Annotated in this window: 17 protein-coding genes, 1 tRNA gene and 1 pseudogene; 10 read left to right on the top strand and 9 right to left on the bottom strand. The window is 66.9% G+C overall.

Translation table 11 applies throughout. The annotated features are described in order from the left end of the window. The first annotated feature begins 7 nt into the window (after window positions 1–7). The 6 genes from fdx to H7J89_RS02305 all read left to right on the top strand — a co-directional run bounded on the left by fdx (window position 8) and on the right by H7J89_RS02305 (window position 5,011). Window positions 8–217 carry a ferredoxin Fdx gene (gene fdx / locus H7J89_RS02330; RefSeq protein ID WP_264036117.1) on the top strand — a complete coding sequence of 70 codons (210 nt, stop codon included), beginning with the start codon at window positions 8–10 and terminating at the stop codon, window positions 215–217. Continuing rightward, on the top strand, window positions 217–756 hold the full coding sequence (locus H7J89_RS02325) for a nuclear transport factor 2-like protein (RefSeq protein WP_264036115.1): 540 nt from the start codon (window positions 217–219) through the stop codon (window positions 754–756). The genes fdx and H7J89_RS02325 overlap by 1 nt, the downstream gene beginning before the upstream one ends. 154 nt (window positions 757–910) lie before the next feature. Next, on the top strand, window positions 911–2,038 hold the full coding sequence (locus H7J89_RS02320) for an NDMA-dependent alcohol dehydrogenase (protein WP_264036113.1): 1,128 nt from the start codon (window positions 911–913) through the stop codon (window positions 2,036–2,038). 27 nt (window positions 2,039–2,065) lie between these two features. After that, window positions 2,066–4,120, top strand: coding sequence for an FAD-dependent oxidoreductase (locus H7J89_RS02315; RefSeq protein ID WP_264036109.1), 2,055 nt, complete (start codon window positions 2,066–2,068; stop codon window positions 4,118–4,120). A 17-nt stretch (window positions 4,121–4,137) separates the two neighbouring features. Then, window positions 4,138–4,557 carry a ketosteroid isomerase family protein gene (locus H7J89_RS02310; RefSeq protein WP_264036108.1) on the top strand — a complete coding sequence of 140 codons (420 nt, stop codon included), beginning with the start codon at window positions 4,138–4,140 and terminating at the stop codon, window positions 4,555–4,557. 49 nt (window positions 4,558–4,606) lie between these two features. Continuing rightward, the gene (locus H7J89_RS02305) at window positions 4,607–5,011 is read left to right on the top strand and encodes an HIT family protein (RefSeq protein ID WP_264036106.1); all 405 of its coding nucleotides are present in this window, start codon (window positions 4,607–4,609) and stop codon (window positions 5,009–5,011) included. Here the strand turns inward: H7J89_RS02305 and H7J89_RS02300 are convergent. Together H7J89_RS02300 and phoP are read right to left on the bottom strand one after the other, a co-directional pair. Further along, a pseudogene (locus H7J89_RS02300) lies at window positions 4,983–6,441 on the bottom strand (sensor histidine kinase). The gene H7J89_RS02305 and the pseudogene H7J89_RS02300 sit on opposite strands and share 29 nt — an antisense overlap. A 40-nt stretch (window positions 6,442–6,481) precedes the next feature. Next, the gene (gene phoP, locus H7J89_RS02295; RefSeq protein WP_067201572.1) at window positions 6,482–7,201 is read right to left on the bottom strand and encodes a two-component system response regulator PhoP; all 720 of its coding nucleotides are present in this window, start codon (window positions 7,199–7,201) and stop codon (window positions 6,482–6,484) included. A 154-nt stretch (window positions 7,202–7,355) separates the two neighbouring features. Here phoP and H7J89_RS02290 point away from each other — a divergent pair, with 154 nt between their 5' ends. Continuing rightward, window positions 7,356–8,072, top strand: coding sequence for a hypothetical protein (locus H7J89_RS02290; protein ID WP_264036099.1), 717 nt, complete (start codon window positions 7,356–7,358; stop codon window positions 8,070–8,072). Between the two features lie 28 nt (window positions 8,073–8,100). Then, window positions 8,101–8,172: transfer RNA gene (locus H7J89_RS02285), tRNA-Thr, on the top strand. Between the two features lie 533 nt (window positions 8,173–8,705). On the opposite strand, the gene H7J89_RS02280 is transcribed toward H7J89_RS02285, so the two are convergent. After that, window positions 8,706–9,491 carry a DUF732 domain-containing protein gene (locus tag H7J89_RS02280; protein WP_264036097.1) on the bottom strand — a complete coding sequence of 262 codons (786 nt, stop codon included), beginning with the start codon at window positions 9,489–9,491 and terminating at the stop codon, window positions 8,706–8,708. Window positions 9,492–9,878: 387 nt separating this feature from the next. On the opposite strand from H7J89_RS02280, the gene H7J89_RS02275 reads away from it, so the two are divergent. Further along, entirely contained in the window at window positions 9,879–10,082 is a 204-nt protein-coding gene (locus H7J89_RS02275; RefSeq protein WP_007166408.1) for a cold-shock protein, read from the top strand. A gap of 1,158 nt (window positions 10,083–11,240) precedes the next feature. Further along, complete coding sequence (locus tag H7J89_RS02270; protein WP_264036281.1) at window positions 11,241–12,149, top strand: lytic transglycosylase domain-containing protein; 909 nt, start codon at window positions 11,241–11,243, stop codon at window positions 12,147–12,149. A 72-nt stretch (window positions 12,150–12,221) separates the two neighbouring features. On the opposite strand, the gene H7J89_RS02265 is transcribed toward H7J89_RS02270, so the two are convergent. The 6 genes from H7J89_RS02265 to H7J89_RS02240 all read right to left on the bottom strand — a co-directional run bounded on the left by H7J89_RS02265 (window position 12,222) and on the right by H7J89_RS02240 (window position 16,611). Continuing rightward, the gene (locus H7J89_RS02265) at window positions 12,222–12,992 is read right to left on the bottom strand and encodes an enoyl-CoA hydratase (RefSeq protein ID WP_264036279.1); all 771 of its coding nucleotides are present in this window, start codon (window positions 12,990–12,992) and stop codon (window positions 12,222–12,224) included. 16 nt (window positions 12,993–13,008) lie between these two features. Continuing rightward, complete coding sequence (locus H7J89_RS02260) at window positions 13,009–13,248, bottom strand: hypothetical protein (protein ID WP_066955110.1); 240 nt, start codon at window positions 13,246–13,248, stop codon at window positions 13,009–13,011. Between the two features lie 67 nt (window positions 13,249–13,315). Next, window positions 13,316–14,272 (bottom strand): MAP_0585 family protein, encoded by a 957-nt coding sequence (locus tag H7J89_RS02255; RefSeq protein WP_264036277.1) that lies wholly within the window; start codon window positions 14,270–14,272, stop codon window positions 13,316–13,318. A 40-nt stretch (window positions 14,273–14,312) separates the two neighbouring features. Then, complete coding sequence (locus H7J89_RS02250) at window positions 14,313–14,780, bottom strand: lipoprotein LpqH (RefSeq protein WP_264036091.1); 468 nt, start codon at window positions 14,778–14,780, stop codon at window positions 14,313–14,315. A 148-nt stretch (window positions 14,781–14,928) separates the two neighbouring features. Further along, a complete protein-coding gene (locus H7J89_RS02245) occupies window positions 14,929–15,591 on the bottom strand; it encodes a S1 family peptidase (protein ID WP_264036272.1) in 663 nt (220 codons plus the stop codon). Between the two features lie 153 nt (window positions 15,592–15,744). After that, window positions 15,745–16,611, bottom strand: a complete 867-nt coding sequence (locus tag H7J89_RS02240; RefSeq protein ID WP_264036270.1) for an alpha/beta fold hydrolase — start codon at window positions 16,609–16,611, stop codon at window positions 15,745–15,747. Window positions 16,612–16,617: the final 6 nt, after the last annotated feature.

Raw genomic sequence — 16,617 nt, 5'->3', positions numbered from 1 at the left:
TTCTTCCATGGGATTCAGGATCGAAGCCGATCTGGATTTGTGTCAGGGCCATGCCATGTGCGAACTGGAGGCGCCGGACTACTTCCGGGTGCCCAAGCGGGGCAAGGTCGAAATCATCGACCCCGAACCGCCCGAAGACGCCCGCGACGAAGTCGAGCGCGCGGTCGATTTGTGCCCAACGCATGCACTGTTCATCAAAGAGAAAGAAGACCAATAATGGCGTCACGCGACGAACTCGAGGCATGGGTCGACCGCTGGCTGCAGGCCAACAAGGACTGCGAGAAGGCCGGTGACTGGCGGCCGTTGGCGGACTTCTACACCCAGGACGCCACCTACGGCTGGAACATCGGCCCCAAGGAAGACGTCATGTGCGTCGGCATCGACGAGATCCGCGACATCGCCCTAGGCCTGGAGATGGAGGGCCTGGAGAACTGGGTGTACGAGTACCAGAAGGTGCTCATCGACGAGAAGCAGGGCGAGATCGTCGGGTTCTGGAAGCAGATCGTCAACAAGTCCGACGGCACCCGGGACGAGATCTACGGCATCGGCGGCAGTTGGTTCCGCCTCAACGCCGACAACCTCATCGAGTGGCAGCGGGACTTCTTCGACTTCGGTCACGTCGCGTACATGTTCGGCAAGCTCATCGAGTCCGGCGACCTCAGCTCCGGCATGCAGAAGCGGATCGAGCGCAGCATCGCCGGGGAGAAGCTGCCGGGCTACTACCCACTCGGCCAGGCACCGGTGCCGATCTGGTGACCGCAGCCAGTGGCGGACCAACCAAGCATTTGATTTGTTGCACGCGCTATGCTGACGCGACAAGGGTGCCTGTGGCGCCCGTCACCAAGTTGTCCGGCATGAAGGGGCCGGCCAGCTCTGATCGATTCAAAGGCGAAATGGGGTCAGGACCATCGTGAAGACAAAAGGCGCACTGATCTGGGAGTTCAACCAGCCCTGGTCCATCGAGGAAATCGAGATCGGCGACCCGCAAGCGCATGAGGTCAAGATCCAGATGGAAGCGGCCGGCATGTGCCACTCCGATCATCACCTCGTCACCGGCGGAATCCCGATGGCCGGTTTCCCGGTGCTCGGCGGGCATGAGGGTGCCGGCATCGTCACCGAGGTCGGTCCGGGCGTCGAAGACATCGCCCCCGGCGACCACGTGGTGCTGTCCTTCATCCCGTCCTGCGGGCAGTGCCCGACGTGTCAGGCTGGCATGCGCAACCTGTGCGACCTGGGGGCCGGACTGCTCGGCGGTGCCGCCGTCTCCGACGGCACGTTCCGCATCCAGGCAAAAGGCCAGAACGTCTTCCCCATGACGCTGCTGGGCACGTTCTCGCCGTACATGGTGGTCCACCGCAGCTCCGTGGTAAAGATCGACCCGTCGGTCCCCTTCGAGGTTGCCGCCCTGGTCGGCTGCGGCGTCACCACCGGGTACGGCTCGGCGGTCCGCACCGCCGACATCCGGCCGGGCCAGGACGTCGCCATCGTCGGTGTCGGCGGGGTTGGCATGGCAGCGCTGCAGGGTGCCGTCAACGCCGGCGCACGCTACATCTTCGCGATCGACCCGGTCGAATGGAAGCGCGACCAGGCGCTGAAATTCGGTGCGACCCACGTCTATCCCGACATCAACGCGGCGCTGATGGGCATCATGGAGGTCACTTACGGCTTGATGGCCCACAAGGTCGTGGTCACGGTCGGGGAGCTGCACGGCGCCGACGTCGACAACTACCTCAACATCACCCAAAAGGGCGGCACCTGCGTGCTGACCGCCATCGGCAGCCTGCTGGACACCAACGTCAACCTCAACCTGGCGATGCTCACCCTGATGCAGAAGAACTTGCAGGGCACCATCTTCGGCGGCGGCAACCCGCAGTACGACATCCCGCAGCTGCTGTCGATGTACAAGGCCGGCAAGCTCAACCTGGACGACATGGTCACCACCCAGTACCGCCTGGAGCAGATCAACGAGGGCTACCAGGACATGCTGAACGGCAAGAACATTCGCGGCGTCATCCGGTACACGGACGCCGACAGGTAACAGCCACCCCAACCGACTGGGTCCCGAGTGACGGGGTTCGGGCACCTGCTGGCGCCGGGACAGATCGGCGCCATGACGGTGCGCAACCGCGTGGTCATGTCTCCGATGGAGACCATGTACGGCACGCCCGATGGGCTGCCGTCCGAGCGCACCCGCGACTACTTCGCCGCGCGCGCCAAGGGCGGCGTCGGCCTGATCACGCTGGGCGCCACGGGGATCGACCACCAGCACCCGGAGACTCCCGGCGGGTTGCACCTGGCCACCGACGAATCGGTCGACGCGCATCGGGCGCTCGTGGAGGTGGTGCACGAGCACGGGGCCAAGATCCAGCCACAAATCGTGCATGCCGGTCCCGATGGCCTGGGGCCCGAGATCTTCGGTGTCACGTCATTGGGTCCGTCGGTGATCCCGTCCTACCTCACCGGGCGCCCGTCGGTCGAGATCAGCAAGCAACAGCTGTGCGGAGTGTTCGACTTGTTCAAGGCCGCGGCGCGGCGTGCGGTCGAGGCCGGGTACGACGGCATCGAGCTGCACGCCGCGCACGGCTACATGATGCTGGGCTCGTTCCTTGCGCCGCAACGCAATCGCCGCACCGACGACTATCGCGGTGATTCGGCGCGCGGCCGGGCGCGGGTGGTGCTCGATGCGCTGGCCGCGATCCGTTCCGAGATCGGTGACGCCCTGCCGATCACGCTGCGCATCTCGGGCTACGAACGCATCGCGGGTGGCCGGCCGATCTTCGAGACCGCGCAGCTGGCGCCGGAGTTCATGGCAGCGGGTGTCAACGCGTTCCACGTCAGCGGCGGGGTGATCGACCGGCTGGTGACCGGGATGGTCAACGGTGCCGACGACGGCGACGGGCTCAACGTCGGTGCCGCGGCCGCGGTCAAGCAGGTGGTCGACGTGCCCGTGATCGCCGTCGGCCGCATCCACGATCCGGCACTGGCCGAACGGATTCTGGCCGACGGACGGGCCGATTTCATCGCTATGGGCCGTCCGCTGCTGGCCGACCCCGAGCTGCCGCGCAAACTGCGCGACGGGCAGGCACACCGGATCCGTAAGTGCATCTCCTGTGAAAACTGCATCGATGCAATGGAACTGCGCTTCTCTGTCGACTGCGCCGTCAATCCACGCACCGGCAAGGAGCGCGAAATGGCGGCGACTCCCGCCGCGCGCACCAAGCGCGTGGTGGTGATCGGCGGCGGGCCCGCCGGTCTGGAGGCCGCCCGGGTAGCCGCTGAACGGGGACACCGCGTCACGCTGTTCGAACGCAGCGCCGCGTTGGGCGGCGCGCTGCGCTGGGCGGCGGTTCTGCATCCGGAGAATGAGCCTTTCCTGCGCTACCTGCGCGAGGAGATCAAGCTCAGCCGCGTGGAAGTCCGCCTGAGTCAATCGGTTTCGTCTCAAGACGTCGTCGATGCCGGCCCGGATGCGGTGGTGGTGGCGACCGGCGGCAGGGTCGCCGTGCCGGCGATCCCCGGATCCGATCTACCGCACGTACACACCGGGCCCGGGTTGCGCGAATTGCTGGGCGGGCGAGCCGAATCCGGCGCACCGGGCTGGCAACGGCTGGGGGCTTCCGCGCTGGGCGGGTGGCGGCAGCGGCTGGTGCGGCCTGCAGCGATCCGGATGGCCAGCCGCGCCTGGATGCCGGTCGGACGGCGGGTCGCCATCATCGGCGGAGACCTGGTCGCCCTGGAACTGGCCGAATTCCTGGCGGGCCGGGGCCGGCTGGTGTCGATACTCGAACCCGGCAAGAACATCGCCCCGGAGGTGGGCAACAAACGCAAGACTGAACACATGGACCGCCTCGACCGGTTGGGCGTCACCGTGCATGTGCGGGCCACCGTGGAACGGATCACAACCGACGCGGTGGTGTTCACCCCGGCCGGTGGCACCGCCCGGCGACTGGAGGCCGACAGCGTCGTGCTGGCCGGAACGTTCGAACCCGACGCCACGATGTTCGACGCGCTGGTCGCCGCCCTGCCCGGCGCTCAGGTGCACGCCGCCGGCGACTGCACCGGGCTCGGGCTGATCCGCAAGGCCACCGAGGAAGGCGCGCGCGCCGCGTGCGCAATCTAGTGACAGGAGAGATAACCATGACGCAAACCGCCCAATCCCCGGCACTGACCGCGTCGCAGTCATCATGGCGCTGCGCACAAGCCAAAGATCGGGACGGCTGGCTGGCGCTGATGACCGACGATGTGCTCATCGAGGACCCGATCGGCAAGTCCGTCACCAACCCCGACGGCACCGGCGTGCGCGGCAAGGCAGCCGTCGGCGAGTTTTTCGACAACAACATCGCCAAGAACCAGCTGACCATCACCTGCGAGGAGACTTTCCCGTCCAGCTCACCCGACGAAATCGCTCATATTCTGGTGCTGCAGAGCAAGTTTGAGGGCGGCATGACCAGCAAGGTGCGTGGCGTGTTCACCTACAAGGTCAACGAAGCGGGACTGATCACCAACATGCGGGGCTACTGGAACCTCGACGTCATGGAGTTCGGCCAGGAGGACTGAGGCGGGCGCGGCCCGAGGCGAGGACCGCGTCGCCCCTATGCTTGGGGCCATGGCGTCGATCTTCACCAAGATCATCAACCGTGAGCTTCCCGGCCGCTTCGTCTACGAGGACGACGACGTCGTCGCGTTCCTGACGATCGAGCCCATGACCCAAGGGCACACGTTGGTGGTGCCGCGGGCCGAAATCGACCAGTGGCAGGAGGTCGACGGCGCGACGTTCACCCGAATCATGAGCGTGAGTCAGCTCATCGGCAAGGCCGTGTGCAAGGCCTTCAAGACTGAGCGGGCGGGGGTGATCATCGCCGGGCTGGAGGTGCCCCATCTCCATGTGCACGTGTTCCCCACCCGCCGCCTGAGCGACTTCGGTTTCGCCAACGTCGACCGCAACCCGTCACCGGAGTCCCTGGACGAGGCGCAGGCCAAAATCAAGGCCGCCCTGGCTCAATTGGCGTGAACCGGCTCCTGCGCCGGCACCTCGCTGACGCGTGGCAGCGTGACGCGGAAACAGCAGCCCTCCCCGGGCGCGGTCGTCACCGTGACGGCGCCGCCATGCGCACGCACCAGCGAGTCGACGATCGATAGCCCCAGTCCGGTACCGCCGCTGGCACGTGCCCGCGACGAGTCGGTGCGATAGAAGCGCTCGAACACGCGCGACGCGTCCTGCTCGGTCATGCCGGGACCCTTGTCGGCCACTTCGAGCACGGCGTCGTCCCCCTCGGTGCCGACCCGCACGGTGACGTCGGCGCGCTCCGGGGTGTGCTGCAAGGCATTCGCGACCAGGTTGCTCAGCACCTGTCGGATCCGCGGTTCGTCCCCGAGCACCTCCGGGGTGCCAGGGCCGTCGAGCATTTCCATGGCAATCGTGCGTTTGGGGTCCACCGCCTGCGCGTCGTGCACGGCGTCGCTGGCCAGCGCCAGCAGGTCGACCCGGTTGTGCTCGAGCGGTCGCTGCACGTCCAGGCGGGCCAACAGCAGCAGGTCGTCGACCAGCAGCCCCATCCGGCTGGCTTCGCTTTCGATGCGCGACAACAACATGGCGACGTCGCGCGCGGCGCCCTGCCGATACAACTCCGCGAAGCCCCGGATGGTCGTCAGCGGGGTGCGCAGCTCGTGGCTGGCGTCGGTGATGAACCGTCGCATCCGCTCCTCGGAACCGCGGGCCTTCTCGGCCGACGACTCCGACGACGCGAGCGCTTCCTGGATCTGCGCAAGCATTCCGTTGAGGGCGAGGGACAGCCGGCCGACCTCGGTGCGCGGATCCCGTTCCGGGACACGGCGATCCAGCTGGCCGGCGGCTATCGCTGCGGCAGTCTGTTCGACCTCGGACAGCGGCCGCAGGCTGCGCTGCACGACCGCGAAGCCGGCGATGCCGACCACGACCAGCACCGCCACCCCGATGCCGATCTGCAACCAGACCAAGGAGCTGACGGTGTGTTGGACATCGGACAGGTCGATCGCCACGGTCGTCAGGCCGTGCGGGCCGCGCACCGACACCGCTCGCCACAAGATGTCGGACCCGTTGACCGACGGCAGCGTCGTCGGATTGGGGCCGACGTCGTTGTTGGGCGGCAATGCCGGTTCGGAGTTGCGGTCGTTGATGGCGGTGAACGGAGTCCCGTCGATGCCGACGCCCCGTACGTAGAACTTCGACGGCGGCCGGCCCGGGTCGGGACCCTCGTAGGGCGGCGGTGACTGTCGCCGCGGGTTCTGCGCCCAACCGCGCGAGGCGTCGAGCAGCGTCTGGTCGATCCGGGTGACCAGGCTGTGCCGCAGGATCGACGTGACCGCGATGCCGGAGACCGCTAGCCCGCACGCCACCAGCACCAGAGTGGCGGCGACCAGGCCTACCCGGAGCGGCAATCCGCGTCGATGCTGTTTGGCCATGTGAATCATTGTTCGCTAACGCTGATGAAAGAGCGCGGGCTCAGCGCGGTTCCCGCAACACATAGCCCACGCCCCGCAGGGTATGCAGTAGCCGCTTCTCCCCGGTATCGATCTTGCGACGCAGATACGACACGTAGGACTCGACGACATTGACGTCACCTCCGAAGTCGTATCGCCACACGTGGTCGAGGATCTTGGGCTTGCTCAAGACCGTGCCCGCGTTGATCACAAAGTAACGCAGCAGCGTGAACTCGGTCGGCGAGAGGGAGACCGGTTCGCCGGCCTTCCACACCTCATGGGTCTCCTCGTCGAGTTCGATGTCGGCGAAGGTCAGCCGGGCGCTGCGGGGCTCCGCTCCGCCCTTGCCGGCGCGCCGGAGGATGACCCGCAACCGGGCGACGACCTCCTCCAGGCTGAACGGCTTGGTCACGTAGTCGTCGCCGCCCAGGGTCAGTCCGGCGATCTTGTCCTGCAGTGAATCACGGGCCGTCAGGAACAGCGCCGGGGCGTCGATGCCGTCGGCACGCAGGCGCCGCAGCACCCCGAATCCGTCCATGCCGGGCATCATCACGTCCAGAATCACCGCGTCGGGGCGGGCTTCCCGGGCCCGATCCAGGGCTTGGGCGCCGTTGGTCGCGGTGTAGACCTCGAAACCCTGGAACTTGAGGCTCACCGAGAGCAGCTCAACGATGTTGGCCTCGTCGTCGACCACGAGGACACGAGCCTCCGGTTTCGTTTCACTTGGGGTTGCCGCGGTCATCAGATTCTCGCCTCTTGTTGAACGTTTCCTATGTAAAGATTGTGTAGTTGCTGAAAGCTCAGTGCCAACACTCTGATAGTAGTCTGCCAGGAATGATCGCAACCGCCTGGACCTGCGGGGGTCGACGCGGTCGCGTCGCGAATAAACTCGTGGAATGAACTTTGCCGCACGGATCGTCTTGGCCGCGACCGCCCCGGCACGTGTCGGGCTCGCCGCCGCGGACGCCGGCCTGACCGTGGCAACCGCGGCGGTCGGGGTGGCGAAACGGGCGTTGGGTGAGGGCGGCACCGGCGGAACGAACGCGATGACTTCCATGCTGGGAATCGACGACGCGATCGTTCGCGCCAACCGGCTCGCCCGGCTGCTGGACGACGATGCGCCACTGGGACGGGCCGTGGCGCCGGACGGGCCGATCGACCGGCTGCTGCGCCCGGGCGGGGTCGTCGACATGCTGACGTCGGACGGCGGTCTGCTGGACCGCCTTACCGCGGAGGGCGGCGGTCTGCACCGCACGCTGCAGCCCGGTGGCCTGGCCGATCAGCTTGTCTCCGAGGACGGATTGATCGAGCGGCTGCTGGCCGAGGATGGGCTGGCAGACCGGCTGCTGGCCGAGGGTGGTCTGGTCGACAAGCTGACGGCGAAGAACGGGCCGCTGGACCAGCTCGCCGACGTCGCCGACACCCTGGCACGGCTGACCCCCGGCATGGAAGCGTTGGAGCCCGCGATCGCGACGCTGCAGGACGCGGTCGTCGCGCTCACCATGGTGGTGAACCCGCTGAGCAACATCGCCGACCGCATACCGCTCCCGGGCCGGCGGCGTCCTTCGTCCCGGGCGGTGCGCTCCACGCGCATCATCGACAGCGGCGAGTGACCGATTAGGCTTGGACCGGTTTGATCCCGCCTCCTTAGCTCAGTGGTAGAGCACTCGCCTTGTAAGCGAGCGGTCGTCAGTTCAATCCTGACAGGGGGCTCCGCTCAGCGTGTGACGTCTACCGAGACCGCTAGGCATCGCCGCCGGTCGGCGCTGTCAGATTCCCGCGCAGATACGGATGATTGGAATCGGCGCGCAAATGCTGGCAGAGACGTATGGCCGGGGGCCGTAATAGCCACCCCAGGCGGGCGGCGGCGGGGCTGCGGGGGGCGGTGGTGGCGGTGGGGCCGCCGGTGGCGGCGCCACCGGTTGGGTCGCCTGCGCGAGCACCACACAGGTATCGGATGGCGCGTCGTAGACGGTGCCTTCGCCACATTCCGCGGCCCTACTTACCGCCGGCAACAAAGACGTCGTGGTGACCGCCAGCCCCAATACGGCTGGGCCGATGAGTGCCAAACGGTTAGCCATTCTGAGCATCACATGTCTCCGTGCAGGGAAATCGTAGTCCCGACCCCGTTGCTACGGAAGAGGCCGAAGTAGCCATTTTTGCGCGAACTCAACGCAAAACCAGTCGGCGAATTCGGGGGGCTCCGCACGGCAATTTCCTGGCCGGGCGAAGGACGACCACCCCGATCATGGAGGGCCTGGGATGCCCTCCAGATCTCGGTGGATGCCTTGCAGGTCCCCTTGGATGCCTTGCAGCTTTCCCTCGATTGCCTGCAGATCGGAGAGAGCGCTCTGGTAGGCCGGCGACAAGTCAGCCGGGGTGGCGGGTTGAGACTGAGGGCAGTACGCGACGATGGCACCCGCGGTGACTTCGGTGCTTTGGTTGGCGTCCCAAATCGAGGATCGCTGCACGAATTCGACCGCATCCGCAAAATTGGGTTGGCGCGCCAGGAAATCGCATACCGCGTGACCCTGGGTTATCACGTACTCGCGGCTGGGGACCGGTACGCCTTCGTGCTTCAACGCGGCGATGAACGCCGCGTCGGCCATCTCGATGCGCGGAGTGGGTGCTTGCGGCGCAACGGGTTTGGGCGCAGGCGCGGCCGACGGCGGTGTTTCTTCCTGCTGCGCCGGTGAGTCCTGGCGGTGGAGCGAAAACATCATCACCACCGCCGCGGCGAGGGCCACCAGAGATAGCGGCAACGCCGCGAGCAGGCCCAAATGCCGCGGCACGCCCTTACGCCGGCGAACCGTGGTGCCGATTCCGCCGCCCCTCGACCCGGCGTTCGCTGCAGCATTGGTTGCGCAGGCTTTCGCCGCAGCGGGAAGGGGCGCCCCGGCACTGTGGGCCAGGAGCTCGTCGAGCAGTTCGTCTACCTCTCGGGACGACGGCTCGCCGCCGTGCTCTCGGACCGCTCGTCGCCCGAGCGCGATGCGCCGCAATTCTGAATCGATGGTCTCGCGGTCGCGCATATCAACCAGTTTGAGCGCGTCGGGACGGCGTCACAAGCCCCGGTCAATACGGACCGATGACGGCGCACCCGCACTGCCGCCTCCCGCCGACCACACAGCGTTCTTGACACCGCCGCGAGCGCCGCCGAGCACGGCCAGACTCGCCGGGAGCCAGCCGCAGCACCGGCAGTTGCATGCCCCGTCGAGCTGGCGCAATGCGCAGGCCCCGATTCCATAATCGGGCTCGTAGCGGAGGCAGTCGAGACTCCCCGATTGGTCGCCCACCAGCCATATGATGAGGCATGAAAATCCCTCTGGCACAGTTGATTACAGTTCCCAGCCACCCCACGTGGTACGCTTGCCCGGGATGCCCGTCGGCATCCGTTCAAAATGAGAGAAGTTGAAGGTATGACACAGGGAACTGTGAAGTGGTTTAACAGCGAAAAAGGCTTCGGTTTTATCGCTCCGGACGGCGGCGCGGCTGACGTGTTCGTCCACTACTCGGAAATCCAGGGAAACGGCTACAGGTCGCTGGAGGAAAACCAACGAGTTGAGTTCAATGTCGAGCAGGGGGCCAAGGGTCCCCAGGCAGTCGGAGTAACCGCCGTCTAGTGCGAGTTCGACCGTGTGGGCTGGTGGGTCGTTTCCCACCAGCCCACAGCACGTTTAAGGGGTCTCCCAGCCTACTTCCGCAGGGGTACAAGGGGCCGCGGTTTTCGGGGTCGATGAATGCCAGGCGCTCGGCGCAACGTCTTTGCGAACTCTGGCGTGTAGATTGGTAGCAGCAGTCCGCGTTCGCGCTGCCGAGAAGCCAAATTCTTGTGGAGATGAGCAGATCCACGAATCGATCGCCCTTCGCCCCAAGCCAACCACGTTTGGGCTGAAGCCAAACTAACTTGAGGACCCGCTCCATGACATCGTCCGATTTGTTTTCACATCGCTACGAGCCGGAGGTCGTGTCACCTGCCAGCCACGATGCGGAACCGGTGCAACTTCCGACTTTCTCCGACGGCCCCAATAGCGATTCCGCCGCTCCGAAACCCTGAGCGTCTGAGCGCGATCCCGGTCTGACGCCCGGCCACCCGCGGCGTGAACGCTACAACCGCCGACCCGGGGTTTCCGATCGTCGTCGCACCGCGCTCCGCCGCCTACTGAGCCGGAGGTGGAACGGGACCCGGCGGCGGTCCGTCCGGCGGGGATGGTGGCGACGGCGTCCGATGCGTGCAGTCGGGCACGAAAATCACCACATGCCCGGCCATCGTCCACCCGATTGCGCAGCCCGGTGGCAGCAGAGGGCGGGTGTCCGGCGCGGCGACCAGCACCGTCACCACCGCGGTAAGCAGCGCTGGACGAACGAGACGGGAGATGAGCTTGGGCGTTGCCGGGGCCGAAGCTCGGCGAATCCTGTTTGGTCTCTCGGTCGGTTCAGCCGCGGCGTCACGCATGTAGCTTGTCCACTCTGCTGGGAAGGTGATTCTCAAGTCTGGAATAAGCCGCGGCCACCCGCAACTCGTGGGGATTTCCCGGTCTGCCCCGAGATTTCGCCAGTCTCCGCTCGGTGTGAAGCAGGTTGCCGTCAACGAGATTTCGCACTTCAGGGCCGCCTTGAGGGCACTGCCTAAGGCGATCTACCCCGGCCGATACGGACCACGGCATTGATGTCAGGCGGTCAGATGCGAAAGACTATTCCGGGCAAAATCGACGGAAGTGACTCCAGTGAGCCGTAACCCGACAGTCGCCGCGACCGCGCCGGTGTTTCTCGGCGCCATCATGTTCCTAGTCGTCGGCTGTTGGTCCCCGACGGTGAAACCCAATGCAACGCCGACGAACGCTTCAACCGCAGCGTCGGCGGGCGCCGCACCGCTCGCATCGAGAACCGTTGCCGCAGCACCGAATCCGCCCCTTGGCGCCCAGCCGCAACTGGCGTCGGACCCGGCTCAGTTGGCCGACGATTTGGTCGCGGACGAGCGCGCGCTGCGTGACCCGTCGACGCCGGAGCCGGCACTGACGGCGGCAGCGCACCGCGAGCAGGCCGCGTACCGCGCCATTGGGCGGCACCCCGAATGGGACTCGATCACCCGGCCGCGCATCCCGCCGGAGCTGGGCGGCGTCTACGACCGTAACCTCGATGCCCGTCGCCAGCTTCAGGCGATGACGCCCGCCAAAGACACGCTGCCCGCGTGGCGGATCGAACCTCCCGTACCCGCTGACGAGCTGACGAATGACTACCACCCGGCGGAAGCGGAAACCGGCGTCGGCTGGAACTACCTGGCCGCGATCAACCTGGTCGAGACCCGCTTCGGCAGCATCAACGGCGCGAGCACGGCCGGCGCGCAGGGCCCCATGCAGTTCTTGCCGTCGACGTTCGCCACCTACGGCCAGGGCGGCGATATCAATTCGCCGCGCGACAGCATCATCGCGGCGGGCCGCTTCCTGGCCGCCAACGGCTTCGCCAACGACCCCGACCGCGCCATTTACGGCTACAACCACGCACACGAATACGTCCAGGCGGTCGACCAATACGCGGCGCTGATCGCAGCCGACCCGGCCGCGTTCCCGACCTACTACCGGTGGGACGTCTATTACGTCACCACCGCCGGCGACGTGTTGCTCCCCGTCGGTTACGCGGCGCCGTCACCGATCCCGGTCGGGGACTACCTGGCGACCCACCCGCAGTAAGGCCTCGTGCGCACGAGTGATTCGTCAGCACCGCAAGGGATTTCGTGCACAGTCTGCCGTAAACGGCCGCCGCTACGCTCGGTCCTTCTTACGGGCCAGAAACGCTTGCATGTGGTGTTGGGGCTCCCCGGTCAAGAACGCCAGACCGAACTGCTCGATGCTGTCCTCGATCGCCCCGTGGACCGTCATGTCGAACCACTTGTTGAGCAGGCGCTTCTGCTGCCGGACCGCGTGCGGGCCGAATCCGGCGAATTTCGCGGTGAGTTCGGCGATGCGAGAGTCGAGCGCGTCGGCGGCAACCACCTCATGCACCAAACCCCACGTGACGGCCGTGCCCGCGTCGATTGTCTCACCGGTCAGCAGGAGCCACGCCGCGTGCGACGCCCCGATCAGCGCGGGCATCAAGGCCGAGTGGATCACCGAGGGGATTCCGACCGCCACTTCCGGCATGCCGAACGTCGCCCCGGATTCGGCGATCCGCAGATCGCAACACATCGCGACCTCGAGCCCACCGCCGAGGCAGTACCCGGCCAACCGGGCGATGACGGGGACGCGACATTCGCGGATCGACTCGCACAGGGTTGCGAGCCGCCGGATGAACGCCTCGGCGCTCGACCGGTCCAGGTCGACCATCTCGTTGATGTCGGCCCCGCCGATGAACGCCGCGTCCCCCGCCCCGCGCAGCACGACCACCCGGACGTCACCGTCGCCGTCGACGGCGCGGAATGCCTGAGTCAACTCCTCCACGGCGCGCGTGCCGACGATGTTGAGCCGTTTCGAATTGGTCAGCTCGATGGTGAGTACGCCGCCGTCACCACCGACCCGGACGAACCGCTTCTCCATCGCGTTCACGCACCCATTACAGGTACTTCAGGGCGATGTCTTGGAGGTGAGCGCGCATCTTCTGGCCGGTCGCCTTCTCCAGCTTGATCCCCAGCTCGCCCGCGAGGTTGACGAAGCCCATCAGCAGCAGGATTTCTCCGTCGGGCTCATCGATCACGTTCTCGACAAGCCGGTTCCAGGCGAATTCGTTGCCGCTGTCGGACGTCCAAGCCGTCATCACGTCGATGGCTCGGCGGACGTTCTCTCGCACATCCATTCCCGGAGCCTGCCACGACCACCCGATTACCGCCCGCCAACGGCGCGCCGGCTAAGCCGGCGGACCGTCAGTACAGCGGAACCCAGACGCCCATGTACCAGAACCCCCAACCGCCGAACTGCCAGTTGAAGACCGGGATGGCGGTGTAGGAGTCGTACTGGAACGGGCCGAAATCGACCTGCGCGACGGCGACATCACGCTGCGGCCCGGACCACGGACGGTTCCAGCCGCCGGGAGGCGGCGGACCGTCCCAACCCCCTGGAGGCGGCGCGCCGACCCAGTGCGGCGGCTGGTGGCCCGGGGCCGGACCGTCGTTCCAGCCGTGACCCCGCGGCGGGGGTGGCGGCGGCGCCCCGTGGTCGACGATGCTGAAGCCCGCTCGCGCGTCGCCGGGCCCGCCTACCTGGGCATTACCGCTGACGTACGTTCCGCGCGGAACGTAAGGCTGATGCGGAGGCTGGGTGCTCGGCGGGTTGAGGGCCTGCCTGCCCTGCGGCGGCGGCGGGTTGTGCTCGCTCGCCGGCGCGTTGGGTTGTCCACCCGGCCCGTTCTGATCGTGATCACCCGGCTGGTTGCCCGGCCCGCCCTGCTGTGGGTTCTGCCCGTGGTCGTTGGGCGCCGGCGAGTTCTGCCCGCCCTGCTGGGGGTTGTTCTGCCCGCCCTGCTGCGGGTTCTGTCCGTGCCCACCCTGGGGAGGATTGTCTTGGCCACCCTGCGCGCCGCCGGGCCCGCCCTGTTGTCCGCCGGATCCGCCCTGCTGCCCGCCGGGCCCGCCCTGCGGCCCACCGGGTCCGCCCTGCTGCCCACCGGGTCCGCCTGGCTGCCCACCGGGTCCGCCGGGGTTGCCCCCGCCCCCGCCGGGTCCGCCGGGGTTGCCCCCGCCCCCGCCGCCGCCGCCGCCATGGCAGCCAGGGCACGGCGGCGGTGGGTCGAGCGGAGCCGCGAAGGCCGAACCCGCGTTCAAAGTAACCGCGGACATGCTCAGGCCCGCCGCGACGGCCGCCGCGCTGACGACACGTTTCATAGACATAGCTGCGTCCCCTCTTGGGTCTCGGTCGCCTGCACTACGGGCAGGTCACGTCCAACTCGAAAGACTTGGTCACCTGCTGCGGTTGCTGCGGGTTGCTCATGTCGAGCCCGGTCGCGGTGCCCTTGATTGCGTAGGTCTTCCCGTTGACCGCGGCTCCAGCGTTGCCCCCTTGATTGGGAGCGGCGTCAGAAAAGCCGAGCGTGATGCCGTTGACGCTGCCGAGTCCGACCGAGTGCACGATGGGCGGGTTGGCGTTGCTGACCACGGCGCCGACCCCCGCCGTCGGGTCACCGATGCCGATGTTGGTGTTGTCGCCCGCCGGCGTGCACGTGACCTGGCCGCTGACGTTTTGAGTCTGACCGTCGACGATGACCTGCGGGCCGGCCGATGACGGCGACGAGGAACCCGACGATCCGGTGCTTGACTTGTTACTCGAACAGCCGGCGCACGCCGCGACCACTACGGCCACGCCCGCCACGCCGACGACGATCCCACGCTTCACTACTGCTCTCCCTCGTGTCGCTGGTGTCGCACTAACGAACTCATTGGCCGCGTCAACCTAGCGAGCCCCGGCCAGTGCCGCGGCGCGCGGATACCCGTTAGCCGCAGGTTACAAACGCTGTGTTAATGCGGGCGGGCGCGGTTGACCGTCAAGGGAGAACGCGTAACCCCCACCTGCCCAGCAGCGGGTCGATGAGCGTGAAGTAGGTCGTGTAGTCGTCGCCGTCGGGTGAGGACATCAACAGGCCCACGGCACTCACGGTGCCGTCCGGGTTCTTCACGAAACCCGGACTGCCGCTGTCGCCATTGAGGCTGAACACGCTGGCTTCGACAATGTCACCGTCTACGTGTGTGACGGAACCACAGGTCTCACCGGTGACCGCGCCTAGTTTGCAGAAAGGCATACCTTCACGAATTTGGTTAGCGCTCAACACATCGCGGACGAGGTACCGTCCGCCGACATCTCCGAGGGGCGCTCCCACGCTCGGGCCGAGGAGGATGATGGCGGCGTCCCTCGTGTCGCCCTCCTTCTCGCTGGCGGTGATCTTTCCGAGCGGGACGTCGTTGCCGTATGTCCACTGTGAGCCGTCGTGGGCGTCGCAGTGGCCGCTGGTCATCAGGTAGTAGCTGCCGTCATTGCCCTGAGCGGCGAAACCCGATGTGCACGAGCTTTTTTCGTCTTCGACCTTGATGCCCGGCGTGACGCGCGCGTCGGCCAGCGCCGGCTTCGCCAGTGCCGTGGCGGCGACGAGCACAGCACCGGCCAAGCCCAAACCTCGCAACCACCGCAATGCCGCGCCGCCTCTCTTGATGTGTCGGCCAGCATGCTAACAGCGCGAGCAGGTTTCGGCCGCCTGGGCGCCAAGTCCGGGCGCACGCCTGACCCGACCGAATTGACATGAGCGACAAAACTTTGAGCGAATGACCTGCTGGACAACGACTTTCACCCTAGGCCGACGGACTGATCAGTCGCCGAGATGCCGGGCGAGGAACCCCAGGATGGCGTCGGCGAAGATGTCGTTGCGGTCGCCGGCGACCATGTGTCCGGCACCGCGCACGTCGGTGAACTCGACCTGCGGAAAGCGCGCCAGAAATTCGTCCGCGCGTTCCTGGCTGACGAGGTCGCTCATCTGACCCCGAATCAATAGCATCGGCACGCCGCCGCCCAAGATGGCGTCGACGGCCGCGTGCATGCGGTCGGGGTCGGTGACCTCGAAAGGGGGATAGGCGGCGGTGCCGCTGATGAACTGGGGATCCCAGTGCCAGTACCAGCGATCGCCGCGGCGGCGCAGATTCGTCGTCAGGCCGTCTAAGTCGGTTGGGCGCGGGCGGTGTGGGTTGTACTCGGCGATCGCGTCAGCGACCTCGTCAAGCGAGGCAAAGCCCGATTCCACCCGATCGGACATGAAGGCGTGTATCCGATTGGCGCCGGACTGGTCCATGTTCGGCACGATGTCGACCAACACGACCGCGCTGGCGATGCCCGGGGAAATCTCACCCGCGAGCAGCATCGAGGTGAACCCGCCAAGAGAGGCACCGACCAGCACCGGCTGCGGGGGCAGCGTGCCCAGCACCTCCTGAACGTCGCCGGCGAAGCTGACGACGCGGTAGTCGCCTTCGTCGGACCAGTCGGATTCGCCGTGGCCGCGCAGGTCGACGGTCACGGCTTGCCAGCCACGCTGGGCGACGGCTGCGGCGGCCTTGCCCCAGGAGCGGCGGGTCTGCCCGCCGCCGTGCAGGAACACCACGGCGCGCGCTCGAGGATCGCCCAGCCGGTCGGCGACGATGCGCACGCCGCCGGGACCCTGGATCGAAAACGGTTCCACTGCCATGGGCAT

Origin of the sequence: Mycobacterium paraffinicum (assembly GCF_025822865.1) — a bacterium.
Classification (GTDB): Bacteria; Actinomycetota; Actinomycetes; order Mycobacteriales; family Mycobacteriaceae; genus Mycobacterium; species Mycobacterium paraffinicum.
The sequence above is the reverse complement of the archived record's forward strand: the minus strand, read 5'-3'. Positions and strand labels throughout refer to the sequence as shown.